Annotated in this window: 13 protein-coding genes and 2 pseudogenes; 5 read left to right on the top strand and 10 right to left on the bottom strand. The window is 64.7% G+C overall.

The features are described 5' to 3' along the window. Positions 1 to 166 precede the first annotated feature (166 nt). Complete coding sequence (locus tag FSZ31_RS08890; RefSeq protein ID WP_147122995.1) at positions 167 to 919, bottom strand: alpha/beta fold hydrolase; 753 nt, start codon at positions 917 to 919, stop codon at positions 167 to 169. Positions 920 to 1,006: 87 nt separating this feature from the next. On the opposite strand from FSZ31_RS08890, the gene FSZ31_RS08885 reads away from it, so the two are divergent. From FSZ31_RS08885 to FSZ31_RS08875, 3 genes are read left to right on the top strand one after another with little or no spacing between them, the layout of a single operon-like run. Further along, entirely contained in the window at positions 1,007 to 1,453 is a 447-nt protein-coding gene (locus tag FSZ31_RS08885) for a MarR family winged helix-turn-helix transcriptional regulator (RefSeq protein WP_147122994.1), read from the top strand. Next, entirely contained in the window at positions 1,440 to 2,567 is a 1,128-nt protein-coding gene (locus tag FSZ31_RS08880; RefSeq protein WP_236643740.1) for an HlyD family secretion protein, read from the top strand. Before FSZ31_RS08885 ends, FSZ31_RS08880 begins: the two co-directional genes overlap by 14 nt. Next, complete coding sequence (locus FSZ31_RS08875) at positions 2,542 to 4,152, top strand: DHA2 family efflux MFS transporter permease subunit (protein WP_147122993.1); 1,611 nt, start codon at positions 2,542 to 2,544, stop codon at positions 4,150 to 4,152. Before FSZ31_RS08880 ends, FSZ31_RS08875 begins: the two co-directional genes overlap by 26 nt. 12 nt (positions 4,153 to 4,164) lie before the next feature. Here the strand turns inward: FSZ31_RS08875 and FSZ31_RS08870 are convergent, their stop codons facing one another. After that, positions 4,165 to 5,190, bottom strand: a complete 1,026-nt coding sequence (locus FSZ31_RS08870) for an aspartate-semialdehyde dehydrogenase (RefSeq protein WP_147122992.1) — start codon at positions 5,188 to 5,190, stop codon at positions 4,165 to 4,167. A 165-nt stretch (positions 5,191 to 5,355) separates the two neighbouring features. Between FSZ31_RS08870 and FSZ31_RS08865 the strand changes: the two genes are divergently transcribed. Then, entirely contained in the window at positions 5,356 to 6,171 is an 816-nt protein-coding gene (locus FSZ31_RS08865) for a DUF2189 domain-containing protein (RefSeq protein ID WP_147122991.1), read from the top strand. On the opposite strand, the gene FSZ31_RS08860 is transcribed toward FSZ31_RS08865, so the two are convergent. From FSZ31_RS08860 to ffh, 8 genes and pseudogenes are all read right to left on the bottom strand, one after another. Next, complete coding sequence (locus FSZ31_RS08860; RefSeq protein ID WP_147122990.1) at positions 6,168 to 7,358, bottom strand: APC family permease; 1,191 nt, start codon at positions 7,356 to 7,358, stop codon at positions 6,168 to 6,170. The genes FSZ31_RS08865 and FSZ31_RS08860 overlap by 4 nt on opposite strands. Before the next feature lie 4 nt (positions 7,359 to 7,362). Next, complete coding sequence (locus FSZ31_RS08855) at positions 7,363 to 9,552, bottom strand: S9 family peptidase (protein WP_236643767.1); 2,190 nt, start codon at positions 9,550 to 9,552, stop codon at positions 7,363 to 7,365. A 233-nt stretch (positions 9,553 to 9,785) separates the two neighbouring features. After that, positions 9,786 to 10,166, bottom strand: a pseudogene (gene rplS / locus FSZ31_RS08850) (50S ribosomal protein L19); the annotation flags it as partial. A 6-nt stretch (positions 10,167 to 10,172) separates the two neighbouring features. Continuing rightward, complete coding sequence (gene trmD, locus FSZ31_RS08845) at positions 10,173 to 10,910, bottom strand: tRNA (guanosine(37)-N1)-methyltransferase TrmD (RefSeq protein WP_147122987.1); 738 nt, start codon at positions 10,908 to 10,910, stop codon at positions 10,173 to 10,175. After that, positions 10,907 to 11,368, bottom strand: coding sequence for a ribosome maturation factor RimM (gene rimM, locus FSZ31_RS08840; RefSeq protein WP_236643766.1), 462 nt, complete (start codon positions 11,366 to 11,368; stop codon positions 10,907 to 10,909). The genes trmD and rimM overlap by 4 nt, the downstream gene beginning before the upstream one ends. A gap of 174 nt (positions 11,369 to 11,542) precedes the next feature. Beyond that, positions 11,543 to 11,818, bottom strand: a pseudogene (locus FSZ31_RS12895) (endonuclease domain-containing protein); the annotation flags it as partial. Positions 11,819 to 11,873: 55 nt separating this feature from the next. Next, positions 11,874 to 12,452 (bottom strand): 30S ribosomal protein S16, encoded by a 579-nt coding sequence (rpsP, locus tag FSZ31_RS08835; protein WP_147122986.1) that lies wholly within the window; start codon positions 12,450 to 12,452, stop codon positions 11,874 to 11,876. 56 nt (positions 12,453 to 12,508) lie between these two features. Next, a complete protein-coding gene (ffh, locus tag FSZ31_RS08830) occupies positions 12,509 to 13,936 on the bottom strand; it encodes a signal recognition particle protein (protein WP_147122985.1) in 1,428 nt (475 codons plus the stop codon). 272 nt (positions 13,937 to 14,208) lie between these two features. Here ffh and FSZ31_RS08825 point away from each other — a divergent pair, with 272 nt between their 5' ends. Further along, positions 14,209 to 15,912, top strand: coding sequence for a putative bifunctional diguanylate cyclase/phosphodiesterase (locus FSZ31_RS08825; RefSeq protein WP_161595991.1), 1,704 nt, complete (start codon positions 14,209 to 14,211; stop codon positions 15,910 to 15,912). The last annotated feature ends 11 nt before the right edge of the window (positions 15,913 to 15,923 follow it).

Here is a 15,923-nt window from a genome sequence, read left to right as displayed (position 1 = left end):
CAATCGTCGGTCGCATGCCTCACGAAGCGCATTGATTGCACGCATTCCTGAGCGCAGACCCGCAAATGTTTAAGTCGCGCGTGCCCATTCGCTACGCAGCGCAGCGGCGCAGGTCACGTCACGCGTACCGCCGATGGCACACGATTCCTTTACGAGCGCAGTCCAATCAAGCCGACAGGAAGGCCGCGATCGCCGCGCCGAGCTCGGGCTTGGCGACCGACGACATGTGCGTCCCCGGAACCGGATAAAGCGTCGCATCGGGCAACGCGGCGACGAGCGCGTCGGGAGCCCCATTGTCGCGATCCTCGGTGCCGCAAACGACGGCGGTGGGCATGGTAAATGCAGCAAGCTCCTCCGCGTCGGTATCGGCGAAGCTCTGCAGCAGCAGTTTTGCCGCGGTCCGGTCGACCTTCATCGTCTTCATGAAGCTGATCGCCATGAACCATGGGCTGTCGCGCTTGGCATCGTCGAAGTTGGCGATCGCATCGAGGAAGAAATCCTTGCGCCGTGTCCAGCCGGCGAGGCCTTCGAGTCCCATCCCTGCGAGGATCGCCTTGCCCGGCCGCGCGCCGCGCACCACGAGCCGCGCGGTGGTTCGCGCGCCGAGCGAGAAACCGCCAAAATCGTAATCGTCGAGGCCGAGATGCGCGATCAGCTCTTCGGCATCACGCGCGAGGACGTCGTGCGGATAGGATGCGGCGTCGTGCGGGGCGGCGCTGCCGCCATGCGCGCGCAGGTCGGGCATGATGACGCGATAGCCCGCCGCGGCGATGGTCGTGGCGTGGCCGAATTTGATCCAGTTGATCTCCGCGTTCGAAAACAGGCCGTGGAGCAGGATGAGCGGATGCCCCTCACCCATCTCGCTCCAGGCAAGGCGCGCGCCGTCGGACGCGGTAAATATGTGCTGCGATACGGTCATGACCGCCGATTAGCGACGCGAACGCGGTTCGCCAAGCGGCGAGAACGCGCGCTTGCAATAGTAGCTAGTGCTATTATATCGCGCGCTATGACAGAAAGCATCGGATTCCTGATGAACGACGCGGCGCGTCTGTTTCGCAAGGCGCTCGATGCGCGTGCGATCGAAACCGGGGTCACCAGCCTGCAATGGCGCCTGCTTGCCTGGATCTTGCGCAACCCCGGCGCCAGCCAGGGCTTCCTCGCCGACCGGCTCGAGGTCGAACCGATTACCGTTTCGCGAATGGTCGACCGGCTGGTCGAGGCGGGGCATATCGAACGCCGGCCCGATCCCGATGATCGCCGCGCCTGGAAAATCTACCTGACCGAATGCGCGATGCCGATCGTTCGCGATCTGCGTACGATGGCCGACGACCTCGTCGACCAGGCGCTCGACGGATTGTCGCCAGCCGAACGCGCCGAGTTTGAACGCCTTGTCACCCGCGTACGCGAAAATTTGTCCTCATGCGGACAGGAGCCTTTGAATGGACATGCCTGACAAACCCGAACGGTCGGTCGCCGATAGCCCGATCGACGTGCCGTCGGCACCCGTCGCTGAACGTGCCACGGCCGAACCCGTCGCCACTGAACAGGCGACAGCGCCGCGCAGCCGCATCGGACGCTGGGTCCTGATGCTTGGCCTGCCGCTGATCCTCGTCGCGGTCGGTGGCTATTTCTGGCTGACCTCGGGCCGCTATGTCTCGACCGACAACGCCTATGTCCAGCAGGACAAGGTCGCCGTCGCGAGCGATGTCGCGGGTCGTATCGTCGAGGTCGATGTGAAGGAAAACCAGCATGTCGAGGCGGGCGACATCCTCTTCCGCATCGATCCCGACCCCTATCGCATCGGGCTGGCGCAGGCACAGGCGGCAATCGCCGGGGCCCAGGTCAACGTCGCCTCGCTCCAGTCGAGCTATGCCGCATCGGTGCCCGATATTGCCGCCGCGCAGGATCGCGTCCGGCTGGCGCAGGAAGCGCTCGGCCGGCAACAGGCGCTGATGGCGCGTGGCTTCACGACCAAGACCGACCTGCAGGCGGCGCAGCATGAAGTGACGCAGGCGAGGCTTGCGGTCAGCAATGCTCAGGCCAGTGCGGCCGAAGCGAAGGCCAAACTCGCCACCGGGTCTGCGGTCCCCGGCGAGAACCCCGCGATCGCGGCAGCAACCGCGCAGCAACAGGCCGCCCAACTCAACCTCAGGCGCACCGTCGTGCGCGCACCGGTGTCGGGTACGGTCAGCCAGTCGGACCGGCTCCAGGTCGGCCAGATGATGGTCACCGGCCTCCCCGCGGTCAGCATCGTCGCCAATGCGTCGAGCTGGGTCGAAGCCAATTTCAAGGAAACCGACCTCGACAACATGCGCGTCGGCCAGCCCGCGACGGTGACCTTCGACGCCTATCCCGAACTCGAGCTCAAGGGGCATGTGGCGAGCATCGGCGCTGGCACCGGCAGCGAATTTTCGGTCCTCCCGGCGCAGAACGCCAACGGCAACTGGGTCAAGGTGACGCAGCGCGTGCCGGTGCGCATCGCGATCGACGACAAGAGCCCGCGCCCGCTGATCGCCGGCCTGTCGGCCAAGATAAAGGTCGATGTCCGTGGCGTCACGGGCCGCTGATCCTGCCAGGTCCGGGGTCGCGGCGCAGAGCGCGCTCGATGCCGCGCAGGCCGCCGACGTCCCCGCGACGCCGGCGACGATGCCAGGCCTGCTGACCATCGGGGTGATGGCGGCGACGATCATGCAGATCCTCGATTCGACGATCGCCAACGTCGCGCTGCCGCACATGCAGGCATCGCTCGGTGCGACCGCCGATACCGTCACCTGGGTGCTGACGAGCTATATCATCGCTTCGGCTGCAGCGATCCCGATCACCGGCTGGCTGGCCGACCGGCTCGGTTCGCGGCGCCTGTTCCTGATTTCCGTGGTCGGTTTCGTGCTCGCCTCGATGGCCTGCGGCCTCGCGCAGAACCTCGACCAGATGGTGATCTTTCGCGTCTTCCAGGGAATTTTCGCCGCCTTCCTCAATCCGCTCAGCCAATCGGTGATGCTCGACATCAACCGCCCCAGCCGCCACGCGCGAGCGATGTCGATCTGGGGCATGGGGATCATGATCGGCCCGATCCTCGGCCCGCTGCTCGGCGGCTGGCTGACCGAAAACTACAACTGGCGCTGGGTGTTCTACGTCAACGTGCCGATCGGTATCCTGTGTTTTGCGGTGCTTTCCGCGCTGCTCCCTTCGCGTCCGTTGCGACGGCGCAAGTTCGACCTGTTCGGATTTTCGCTGCTCGCGATCGCGATCGGTGCGCTCCAGCTGATGCTCGACCGCGGCCAGGCCAATGACTGGTTCCAGTCGACCGAGGTCATCATCGAGGCCGGCGTATCGCTCGCCGCCTGGTGGATGTTCGCGGTCCACATGCTGACCGCGCGCAACCCGATGTTCGACCGCGCGATGCTCGCCAACCGCAACCTCGTCACCTCGCTGATCTTCATGCTCGTCGTCGGTCTCGTCGTGATGGCGGTGATGGCGCTGCTGCCGCCGCTGCTCCAGACGCTCTACGGCTATCCCGTGCTCGATACCGGCCTGCTGCTGATGCCGCGCGGGGTCGGCGTGCTGATCTCGATGGCGGTCGCCGGGCAGCTCATCCAGCGCGGGTTCGACACGCGCATCCTGATCGGCACCGGTACGCTGCTGACCGCCTATTCGCTCTACACGATGACGCAGTGGACGCTGGTCATGGGAAGCAGCCCGATCGTCCTCTCGGGGCTGATCCAGGGGCTCGGCATGGGACTGATCTTCATCCCGCTCAACGTTACCGCGTTCGCGACGCTGCAACCGCAATATCGCACCGAGGCGTCGAGCCTGCTCAACCTGTGCCGCAACCTCGGCGCGTCGGTCGGCATCTCGATCTGCACCACCGTGCTGGCGCGCAACCTGCAGATCAGCCATGCCGACCTCGCCGGGCAGGTGACCGCCTACAACACCGGCAATATCGACCCGGCAATCACCGCCATCCTGGGCTCGACCGGCGATACCATGCTCGCCGCGCTTAATGGCGAGGTCACCCGCCAGGCGGCGATGATCGCCTATCTCGACGATTTCTGGATGATGATGATCCTGACCGGCCTGTCGGTGTTTCTCGTCCTGTTCCTGCGCAAACCCAAGCTAGCCGCGAAGGCCGACCCCAAGGATCTGCCGCACTGACCTTGCTGTCGCTCAACCCTTCTTGAGGTGCTTGCGGCCCAGCAGTTCGGCGATCTGCACCGCGTTCAATGCCGCGCCCTTGCGAAGGTTATCGCTGACGCACCACAGGTTGAGGCCGTTTTCGACGGTCGAATCCTCGCGGATGCGACTGATGTATGTGGCATAGTCGCCGACGCATTCGACCGGGGTGACATAGCCGCCGTCCTCGCGCTTATCGACGACCATGATGCCGGGTGCCTCGCGCAGCACTTCGCGCGCGCGCTCGGCGGTGATCTCGCGTTCGAATTCGATGTTGATCGCTTCCGAATGGCCGACGAAGACGGGCACGCGCACGCACGTCGCCGTCACCTTGATCTTGCTGTCGAGGATCTTCTTGGTCTCGGCGACCATCTTCCATTCTTCCTTGGTCGACCCGTCGTCGAGGAAGCTGTCGATGTGCGGGATGACGTTGAACGCGATCTGCTTGGTGAAGGTGCTCGGCTCGCCCTTGTCGCCGACGAAGATGTCGCGCGTCTGGCTGAACAGCTCGTCCATCCCGCTCTTGCCCGCGCCCGACACCGATTGGTAGGTCGCCACGACGACGCGCGTGATCTTGGCCTCGTCGTGGAGCGGCTTCAGCGCGACGACCATCTGCGCGGTCGAGCAGTTGGGATTGGCGATGATGTTGCGCTTGGTATAGCCGTCGATCGCGTCGGGATTGACCTCTGGCACGACCAGGGGAACGTCGGGGTCCATCCGGAAATAGCTCGAATTGTCGATCACGACACAGCCCGCCTTGGCGGCGATCGGCGCGTATTTCTTCGACGCTTCTGAGCCGGCGGCAAACAGCGCCATGTCCCAGCCGGTGAAATCGAAATGTTCGAGGTTGCGGACCTTGAGCATCTTGCCGCTGTCGCCGAAATCGATCTCGGTCCCGTGCGAGCGCGAGCTGGCGACCGCGGCGATTTCTTCGACCGGGAATTCGCGTTCGGCGAGGATGTTGAGCATCTCGCGCCCGACATTGCCCGTCGCGCCGACGACAGCGATCCGATAACCCATGTGACAGTACTCCCGATATGCGATGCCGCCCATCTAGGGACGCACGCCCCGCGAACCAAGCAATAATCTCCCGTCGCGCGCCCGATCGTGCTATAAGGCGGCGACGGCGTATCGCCGGGTGACCCCGCGCAGTCGCCGCCTCCGAGCAACGGGAGGAGATACACCATGCCCGCGACCCGAACCGCACCCCCCGCCCCTGCCGCTGCCAGGCCAACCGTCCGCACGATCGGTGCCGATGACCTGCGCTGGGCGTTGCAGCAAGGCTTCAACGACCTGCTGGCGATGCGCGGCGACATCTATTTCGCCGCCTTGTTCTATCCGCTGCTCGCGATCATAGCCGCCGCGCTCGCACTCAATGCCGGACTGTTGCCGCTGGTCTTCCCGATCCTGGCCGGAATGGCGCTGCTCGGCCCGGTCTCGGCGATCGGCTTCTACGAACTCGCCCGCCGACGCGAGGCGGGGCTTGAATCGGGCTTCGCGCATTTCTGGGACTTCGCGCGGCGCCCCGCTGCCGATGCGATCCTCGCGGTCGCCGCGCTGCTCGTGGCGATCTTCTTCCTCTGGCTCGGTGCCGCCGCGCTGGCCTACCTCGCCGTGGTCGACGAATGGCAGGCGCCGTCGATCGGCGCGTTCCTTCACCTGCTGGTCGACACGCGAGCCGGCTGGACGCTGATCATCGTCGGCAACCTCGTCGGCGCGCTGTTCGCGGTGCTGGTGCTCGCGGCAAGCATCGTCTCCCTGCCGATGCTGGTCGACGGCGAGGTTGACGCGCGAAGCGCGCTGGCGACATCGTTCGCCGCGTTTCGCGCCAACCCTCGCGTGCTGATCGGCTGGGGAACGATCATCGCGGCGATGCTGCTGATTGGTGCGCTGCCGCTGTTCATCGGCCTCGCCGCAATATTGCCGTGGCTCGGCTATGCCACCTGGCACCTTTATACGCGGATCATCGACCGCGAAACGGTTCCGGCCAAGGATCGCTAGACCAGACCGGCGAAGTGCGCGGCGAGCGTAACGAGCGCCAGCGCCGATCCCAGCGCGCCCGCGCCCGCGACCCATTGCGGCCCGGCCTGGCGACGCCACGCGATCGCATTGACGATCCCGAACACAGCGAGAAACACGATGCTGGCCGACTGGACGAGCGACGCGAGGCCACCGACCACCGCCAGCACCAGCGCCAAAGCGGCGATAATCAGGATGCCGACATAGGGAATGCCCTCACGGTCGGTCCGGGTGAAAATCGCCGGCAGATCGCCCTGTTCGGCGACGTCGCGCGACAGGCGCGCCGTGGCGAAGAGCGTCGCATTGATCGCCGACGCGGTCGAGAAGGCTGCGGCAATGGTCACCGCGACGAAGCCCGTCTGGCCCAGCGCCACGCGCCCCGCCATCGCCAGCGAGACCTCTTTCTGCGCGACGACTTGATCGGCCCCGACGAGCATCGCAGTGCCGAGGGCGACAACGATATAGACGATCGTCGCAGTGACGATCGCCACCGGCATCGCCCGACCGATCAGCACCTTGCGATCGCGCATGTCCTCGTAATCATAGGCGAGCAGCTGGAAACCTTCGTAGGCGATGAAGACCGACGCCGCGCCGACCAGCGCGCCCGACCAGCCCGGCGCGATCCCCGATAGCGCCAGCTGCTCTGGCGCCCAGTGCCAGATACCCAGCGCAGCGAGCGCGACGAGCACCGCCAGCTTGATCCAGACCGCGAAAATCTCGACCCCCGACGCTTCGCCGACACCGAGCAGGTTCACCCCGGTCAGCACGATGATCGCCGCCGCCGCCGATGCTCCGGGCAACCAGCCTGGCCCGCCGATGGCAAAGCCGAGATAGGCGCCGAAGGTATAGGCGTAGACCGAAACCGTCAGGATATAACCGAGGATCAGGATCCAGGCGACGATCCGCGCACTGGCATTATGGCCCGCCTGCTTGAGGAAGGTGTAGGCGCCGCCGCTGCGATCATAGCTCACGGTCAGCCGCGCATAGCTGTACCCGGTTGCCAGCGCGATCAGGCCACCGATCAGGAAGCTGACCCAGGCGAGGCTGCCGGCGAGCGCGATGACCACGCCGAGCGTCGCGAAAATCCCGCCGCCGATCATCCCGCCGACCGCCATCGCCCAGGCAGCATGCAGGCCGAGTTTCTCCTCCCCTTCCGACGCCTGGTTCATCGCGTCACCTGGCCTTGGGAGCTATGCCGTTACGCTCGAGGAAGTCGAAGATCGTCTTCCACACATGGACCCCGCGCGAGCGGCCCGCCGAGTGCGTCTGGCCGGGATAGAACATCATCTCGAACGGCACGCCTTCGGCCTGCATCTTGGCGGCGAGCGCGGTCGAGTTTTCGAACACGACATTGTCGTCGGCCATGCCGTGGATGAGGAGCAGCGGATCGGTGATCTTGCCTGCGTCCTCGATCGCGTCGGCCCTGGTATAGGCCGCGGCAACCTCGCGCGGGTCGCCCATGTAGCGCTCGGTATAATGCGTGTCGTAAAGCTCCCACTTGGTCACCGGCGCGCCCGAAATGCCCGCCGCATAGACCCCCGGGTTCGCTTCGAGCATCTTGAGCGTCATATAGCCGCCGTACGACCAGCCATAGGTCGCGATCCGCTTGCCATCGACATAGGGCAGCGATTTGAGGAAGTGCGCCCCGGCGAGCTGGTCGGACACCTCGATACCGCCCATCGCGCGATAGAGCGGCTGTTCGAAATCAACCCCGCGATTGGCCGAACCGCGATTGTCGAGCTCGAAATAGATATAGCCCTGATCGACGATATATTGCGCCATAGCCCCGCTCCAGCCCTTGGTAACGGTCTGGGAGTGCGGCCCGCCATAATGTTCGAAGAACACCGGATAGGTCTTCCCGGGCTCGATCGGCGGCGTCATCATCTTGTAGTGCAGCGTCGCGCCGTCGGCGGTCTTGATCGTGCCGAAGCTCGGCGTGACATGGCTCGCGAGATAAGGCGCATAGGGGTGGTTCGCATCGAGCGCGTTTTCGGAGATCCAGGCGATCCGCTTGCCTGTCGTGTCGGCAAGATAGACCTGCGACGGCTGCGAAGGGTTCGACCGGCTGACGATCAGGCGCGAGGCAGACGCATCCATCGACGCGCCGTTGGTAAATGCCGGATCGGTCAGTCGCGTGACCTTTTCCGGGTTGGCGAGGTCGATCGCATAAACCTGCTGCGCGAGGACATCGTCCTTGTTTGCCGAGAAATAGACGCGGCCCTTGGCCTGATCGACGCCAACCAGCCCGGTGACGACCCAGTCGCCCTTGGTCAGCTGCGTCCATTTGCCGTCCTTGAACCGATAGAGATGCCCGTAACCGTCGCGTTCGGACCACCAGATCAGGCTACCGTCGTTGAGGAATTTGTAATTGTTGCTGAGGTTGACCCAGCTTTTGTCGGTGGCCTTTTCGCTGAACAGGACGCGCGATGTGCCCGTTGCAGGATCGACGCTAAGCATATCGAGCTGCGTCTGCGCGCGGTTTTCGCGCTGGACGTAGAGCGTCTTGCCGTCGGGCGCCCAGTCGACCCGCGCGAGATAGATGTCGCGGTCGGCGCCAAGGTCGACCTTGACGCGCTTCTGCCCGACGGGATCGACGACGTAGAGGTCGACGAGGACATTGTCGGTGCCCGCGGCGGGGTAGCGCTGTTCGTAAACCTTGGTCCCTTCGGCGCCGATCGCGGCGCGCGTGACGATGCCGACCGGCGCTTCGTCGAAGCGTTCGACCGCGATGCGCTTGTCATCGGGCGACCACCAATAGCCGGTCGAGCGGTCCATCTCCTCCTGCGCGACGAATTCGGCCTCGCCCCAATGGACCGTATCGCCCTCGATCGGGGTAATTGCGTGCGCTTCGCCGCCGAGCGCCCCTGCCCACAGCTGGCCGTCGCGGACGAAGCTGACATAACCGCCCGCCGGACTGATCGCCGGATTGAGCTCGCTCGCCTCGGTCTGCGTCAGCCGCTCGACGCTGCCGTCGAGCCGCGCCAGATAGAGGTCGCCATCGATCGGCACGAGGATCGCCTTGCCGTCGGGTGCCCAGTCATAGGTGACGATGCCCTTCAAGCTGCCGATCCGCTTGCGCTCGCGCTGCATCTTTTCGGTTTCGGACAGCTCGGCGCCGCTGCCGACCTTTTCCGAATCGACCAGCATCCGCCAGTCGCCCGTTTGCGTGTCGAGCGCCCACAGGTCGAACCGGTCCTTTTCGTCTTCACGGCCGCGCAGCAGCGTGAGCAGCTTGCCGTCGGGCGACAGCCGCACGCCGCGCGGCGCGCTGCCCGAAAGATCGGGGCTGGCGAACACGCGTTCGAGCGTCAGTTTCTGTTGCTGGGCTTGCGTCACCGTTGCGGGCTTATCTTGCGCGGACACGACAGTGGGCAGCGACAGCAACGCCGCGGCGGCCGACAACAGGACGAATTTCTTCACGCATAACTCTCCGGGAAAGACACGAAAAAGGGCGCCAGACCAATCGGTCGGGCGCCCCCTTCATCGCGCAATGCGCGATGCCATGCAATGCTGGCTTAGCCTTCGGTCTTGGTATCGGCCTTGGCTTCGCTCTTCGCTGCAGCCTTGGTGTCGGCCTTGGGCGCCGTCTTGGCAGCCGCGGCGGCCTCTTCGGGACGCGTGTCGCGACGCTCGGCGATGCGGGCACGCTTACCGGTGCGGCCGCGCAGGTAATAAAGCTTGGCGCGACGCACATCGCCCTTGCGGACGACGGTGATCGAATCGAGGTTGGGCGAATAGAGCGGGAAGACGCGCTCGACGCCTTCGCCAAAGCTCATCTTTCGCACGGTGAAGTTCGAACCCATCGCGCGGTTCGACCGGGCGATGCACACGCCTTCGAAGTTCTGCACGCGGGTGCGTTCGCCTTCGACGACGCGGACGCCGACGCGCAGCGTATCGCCGGGGCGGAATTCGGGAATCTTGTCGGTTTGGTTCAGCTTGCCGATTTCTTCGGCTTCAATCGTCTGGATCAGGTTCATCGCCCGTCAGTCCTTCTTTTCTCGCCGCGCGCCAGAGGCAGGTCGGTCCCGAGCGCCATTGTGGCGCTCCCAAAGGTCCGGCCTGCGTAACCGTGTGTCGTCGTCCGCCTTTTGCTTTCGCCAGGCGGCGATCTTCGCATGATCCCCCGATCGCAGCACTTCGGGGATCGTGCGCCCTTCCCAATCATTAGGCCGGGTGTAGTGCGGATATTCGAGGAGGCCGTTTTCAAACGATTCCTCATCTCCGCTCTTCGGCGCGCCCATTACCTCGGGCAACAGGCGAATGCAAGCGTCGAGAACGACCAAAGCGCCCGCTTCTCCGCCCGAAAGGACATAGTCGCCGATCGACACCGGACGGATCGGACGACCTTCGAACAGGCGCTCGTCGATTCCTTCGAAACGGCCGCACAGGATCGTCACACCCGGTCCCGCGACGAGCTCGCGCACCAGCGCCTGGGTCAGCGGCTCGCCGCGCGGTGTCATCGCCAGAACGGGCGCGTCGGGCTGGCGTTCGATCGCGGCATCGACCGCGCGCGCCAGCACGTCGGCACGCATCACCATCCCCGCCCCGCCGCCCGACGGCGTGTCATCGACGCTCTTGTGCTTGTCGGTGGCGAAATCGCGGATCTGGATCGCATCGCACGACCATTTGCCCTCGCCCAGCGCGCGCCCGGCGATGCTGTGGCCAAGCGGCCCGGGAAACATCTCGGGATAAAGCGTCAGGATTTGTGCGGCGAAGGTCATTCGACGAAATCGGAATCGATCGTCAGCTGCGTTTCACCGACGGTGACCGCGGCGATCGGCACCATGAAGCGCTTGCCGTTCTCACGTTCGATCTCGACGACATCACCGGCATTGAAATTCTCGACCGCGACGCAGGTACCGAGCGTCTCGCCGTCGCTCGAAACGCACGGCAGGTCGATCAGGTCGTGATGGTAATATTCGCCCTCTTCGAGCGCCGGCAGCGCCGACCGTGCGACGGTCAGCACGGTACCGCGCATCGCCTCGGCGCCGGTGCGGTCGGCGATCTCGGCAAAGCGCGCGACCGCGCCGTGGTTGGCGGGCCGGATCTTGGTCAGCGTCAGCGTGCGGCCGTCGACTTCGAAGCTGCCATAGCGCTTGAGGCTGTCGGGGCCGTCGGCGAACAGCTTGAGGCGCACCTCGCCCGCCACGCCATGCGCCCCCGAAATGGCGGCCAGCACGACGCGGCGATTTAAGCCCCTCCCGCTTGCGGGAGGGGTTTGGGGTGGGCCGTCCGGGTGGGGCGCCCGCCCTGAAGGCTCACTCCCGGCTGGATGTGGGGTGGGCTTGGGAATCGCTTCGTCTATCGCCACAACGACACCCTCTATATTTTCAACAACATCCTCGTTGGAAAAACGCAAAATCCGCAAACCTTGGCCTTCCAGAAACCGAGTGCGTACCGCGTCTTCTTCCACCGCTAAGTCATGCGAATAGCCGTCAATTTCGACGACCAAGTGAAATTCCCGACACAGGAAATCACAGAAATACGGGCCGACCGGCATTTGCCGACTGAACTTCGCGCCTTTGATTTTCCGCCCGGAAAGCGCTTGCCACAGAACGCGTTCGGCGGGCGTCGCTGCGTTGCGAAGCTGCCGAGCGCGCGACGTATTCCTGGGCTTGAAGTCGGGCATGGTCAGACAATGCCCACCCCCATCCCCTCCCGCAAGCGGGAGGGGAGAGACTGGCTTAGCCCTCGGTCTTTTCGGCGTCGTCGGCCTTGGCGTCTTCAGCCGGAGCGGCTTCGTCAGCCTTGGCGTCTTCGGCAGGAGCCTCTTCAGCCTTTGCTTCTTCGGCAGCAGCTTCAGGTGCCGCTTCAGCAGGAGCGTCGGTCGTGGCGTCTTCAACCGCTTCGGCGGCCACTTCGACGGTCTCGGCTTCCTTGGCAGCCTTTTCGGCGTCCTTGGCGTCCTTGGCCGCTTCGACGGCAGCAGCAGCCTTCTCGGCACGCTCTTCAGCACGCTCGACGGCCTTCTCGCCCGGCTTTGCCTTGTTGGGGTTGTTGCGCGGTGCGCGCTCGATCACGCCGGCGGCGTCGAGGAACCGGGCAACGCGGTCCGACGGCGTCGCGCCGACCGAGATCCAGTGTTTGGCGCGCTCGGCGTCGAGCACAACGCGCTTCTCGTCGTCCTTGGCGAGCAGCGGGTTGTAGCTGCCGATACGCTCGATGAACTTGCCGTCACGCGGGCTGCGCGAATCGGCGACGACCATCTTGTAATAAGGGCGCTTCTTCGAGCCACCACGCGAAAGACGGATTACGGTTGCCATGATATTTTCCTTTGAAACGAATAATAACGAATTGAGGTTGAACGATTAACTGATTGCTACTTCTTGAATTTATCCATCCCGCCGGGCAGTTGCGGCATCCCGCCACCGCCGCCGAGCAGACCGCCGAGGCCGCCCATGCCGCCGCCGCCCTTGCCGAGCATGCCGGCGAGCCCCTTGAGCCCGCCCATCTTGCGGATCTTCTTCATCGCGGTCGCCATGTCCTTGTGCATCTTCAAGAGGCGGTTGACGCTTTGCACCGTCGTCCCCGACCCCTTGGCGATGCGGATCTTGCGCTTGGCGTTGATGATCTGAGGCGCGGCGCGTTCCTTCGGCGTCATCGACCCGATCATCGCGTCCATGTGGACGAGCATCTTGTCGTCGACGCCGCCCTGCGCCATCGCCGCCTGCGCCTTCTTCATCCCCGGGATCATGCCGGCGAGCGCACCGAGGCCGCCCATCTGCGCCATCTGCTTCAACTGCATGCGCAGGTCGTTGAGGTCGAACTGGCCCTTGGCCATCTTCGCCGCCATCGCCTCGGCGTCTTCCTGGTTGATCGTCTCGGCCGCACGCTCGACCAGGCTGACGACGTCGCCCATGCCGAGAATGCGTCCGGCCACGCGGCTGGGATCGAAGATCTCGAGCGCGTCGAGCTTTTCACCGACGCCGGCGAACTTGATCGGCTTGCCGGTGACCGCGCGCATCGACAGCGCGGCACCGCCGCGTGCATCGCCGTCCATCCGGGTGAGGACGACGCCGGTCAGCGCGACCTGTTCGGAGAAGTTCTGCGCGACCTGGACCGCGTCCTGCCCGGCAAGGCTGTCGACGACGAGCAGCATTTCGGTCGGCGTCGCGATCCGCGCCACCGCCTGCATCTCGTCCATCAATTGCTGGTCGACGTGAAGCCGACCGGCGGTGTCGAGCAGGACGACATCGAACGCCTGCAGCTTTGCCGACTGCAGCGCGCGCTTGGCGATATCGACCGGCATCTGCCCGGCGACGATCGGCAGCGTCGCAACGTCGATCTGGGCGCCGAGCGTCGCGAGCTGTTCCTGCGCGGCGGGACGATTGACGTCGAGCGACGCCATCAGGACGCGCTTGCCCTGCTTGTCCTTCAATCGCTTGGCGATCTTCGCCGTCGTCGTCGTCTTGCCCGAACCCTGCAGGCCGACCATCATCACGACCGCGGGCGGGGTAACGTCGATATCGAGCTCGGACGATTGCGAACCGAGCATCTCGACGAGCCCGTCATGGACGATCTTGACGACCATCTGGCCCGGCGTGACCGAACGCAGCACGTCCTGCCCGACCGCCAGTTCGGTGACCTGTTCGACGAAGCTGCGCACGACGGGCAGCGCGACGTCGGCTTCGAGCAGGGCGATCCGCACTTCGCGCATCGCGCCGCGCACATCGGCCTCGGTCAAGGCACCACGGCCGCGCAAACGGTCGAAAACGGTGCCTAACCGATCGCTCAGACTGTCGAACATCGTTCGTTCCTTCCGCCGATCACGGGCCGAATTCCGGGTCCAAACGAAAAAGCGCCGGTGGGCGAAACCTCGCCGACCAGCGGTCGTCCATGGACGCGTGGAAACCAACACGTACTGACTTTGCTTGCCCGGCATCCCGGACATTGCCGCGTCCGATAGCCCCGATTGGACGATTTTGCAAGCGCCCAAAACCGTTCCCGGCGCACGAGCTATTAACTCAAAACTTACCCTGGCGCGTTATCGGGAGGGGAGATGTCGGGGAAAGCGAGACCATGATCGAACCTTTATACGATAAATTCGACCTGCCCAACGACGAACGAAGCGAGCGCTCAAGCGCACCACAGACCGATTTTGTCGCCGGCGGGATCGTCGTTGCCGCAATCATCCTGTTCGTCGGCACTGGCAGCACGGTCTTCACCGCCATCATCCAGACGCTGTCGGGCTATGCCGGCGGAGCTGATCGCGCGCTCAGCGTCGCGGTCATCCTCAACATCGCGCTGATCATCTTTGGCTGGAGGCGTTATCGCGACCTGCAGTCCGAATATGCCGTGCGCAGCGACGCCGAACAGCGCGCCTGGCACGTCGCCAATACCGACCCGCTGACCGGGTTCGACAATCGCCGCTCGATCGGCGCCCATGCCGCGAAGATGATCGCCGCCGCCGAAGACGCCGGGCAAAAGGTTGCCGTGTTCATGCTCGACCTCGACCAGTTCAAGAACGTCAACGACGTCTATGGCCATGCCGCCGGCGATGCCGTCCTCAGGATCGCCGCCCAGCGCATCGAGCAGGTCATGCCCGATGCCACGCTCAAGGCACGCCTTGGCGGCGACGAATTCGTCTGCGTCTTCGTCGTCGACCCGGCCGAACCCGACCTGCCCCAGACGCTCGCCGAAAACCTTGTCTCGGCGCTCGCCCAGCCGATGAACCACGACAATCTCCATGTCGCGATCAGCACCTCGCTCGGCATCGCCGAACTCGGCGGCGACGCGACATCGATCAGCACGCTGATGCGCCGCGCCGATATCGCGATGTATGCTGCCAAGGACCGCGGCAAGAACTGCTATGCGTGGTTCTCCGACGAGATGGAAAGCGAACTACACCGCCGCAACGATTTCGAACAGGGCGTCCGCAGCGGCATCCCGCGCGGCGAGTTCGAACCCTTTTTCGAACCGCAGGTCGATCTCGCCACGGGACGGCTCGAGGGTTTCGAGATGCTCGCCCGCTGGCGTTCACCGACCTTCGGACTGGTCTCGCCCGAGATATTCATCCCGATCGCCGAGGAATCGGGCCTGATCTCGGACCTGTCGCTGTCGGTCATGCGCCAGGCGCTCGATGCCGCGAAGTCCTGGGATCACAGGCTGACGATCTCGGTCAACATTTCGCCCGCGCAGCTCAAGGACCCGTGGCTCGCGCAAAAGATCGTCAAGCTGCTCGCCGAGACGGGCTTTCCTGCACACCGGCTCGAGATCGAGATCACCGAAACCTCGTTGTTCGAAAATCTCGGCCTCGCCCAGTCGATCGTCGCCAGCCTCAAGAACCAGGGTATCCAGGTCAGCCTCGACGATTTCGGCACCGGCTATTCGAGCCTTGCGCATCTGCGCGCGCTGCCGTTCGACCGGATCAAGATCGATCGCAGCTTCGTTACCTCGATGGTCGAAACCGCCGATAGCGCGGCGATTGTCAGTGCCATCGTCAAGCTCGGCGAAACGCTCAACATGCCCGTCACTGCCGAGGGGATCGAGACCGAGGAAATCGGCCAGATGCTCGTCGAAATGGGCTGCAGCAAGGGCCAGGGCTGGCATTTCGGGCGGCCGAAGGGAATCCTCGCGACGCAAAAGCTGCTGGTCGAACTCGGTCATGCGACCTTTGCCGATGGGCAGGGCCCGGGCGACTTCGGCCAAGCTGCGGCAGGCACTGGCGCGCTCGACCAGGACGACGCGCCGCGCGTGGCCAGCGTCATCCGCAAGGCAGGCTGATCGGCGCGTTT

It is taken from the genome of Flavisphingopyxis soli (assembly GCF_007995095.1).
Taxonomy (GTDB): domain Bacteria; phylum Pseudomonadota; class Alphaproteobacteria; order Sphingomonadales; family Sphingomonadaceae; genus Flavisphingopyxis; species Flavisphingopyxis soli.
The sequence above is the reverse complement of the archived record's forward strand: the minus strand, read 5'-3'. Positions and strand labels throughout refer to the sequence as shown.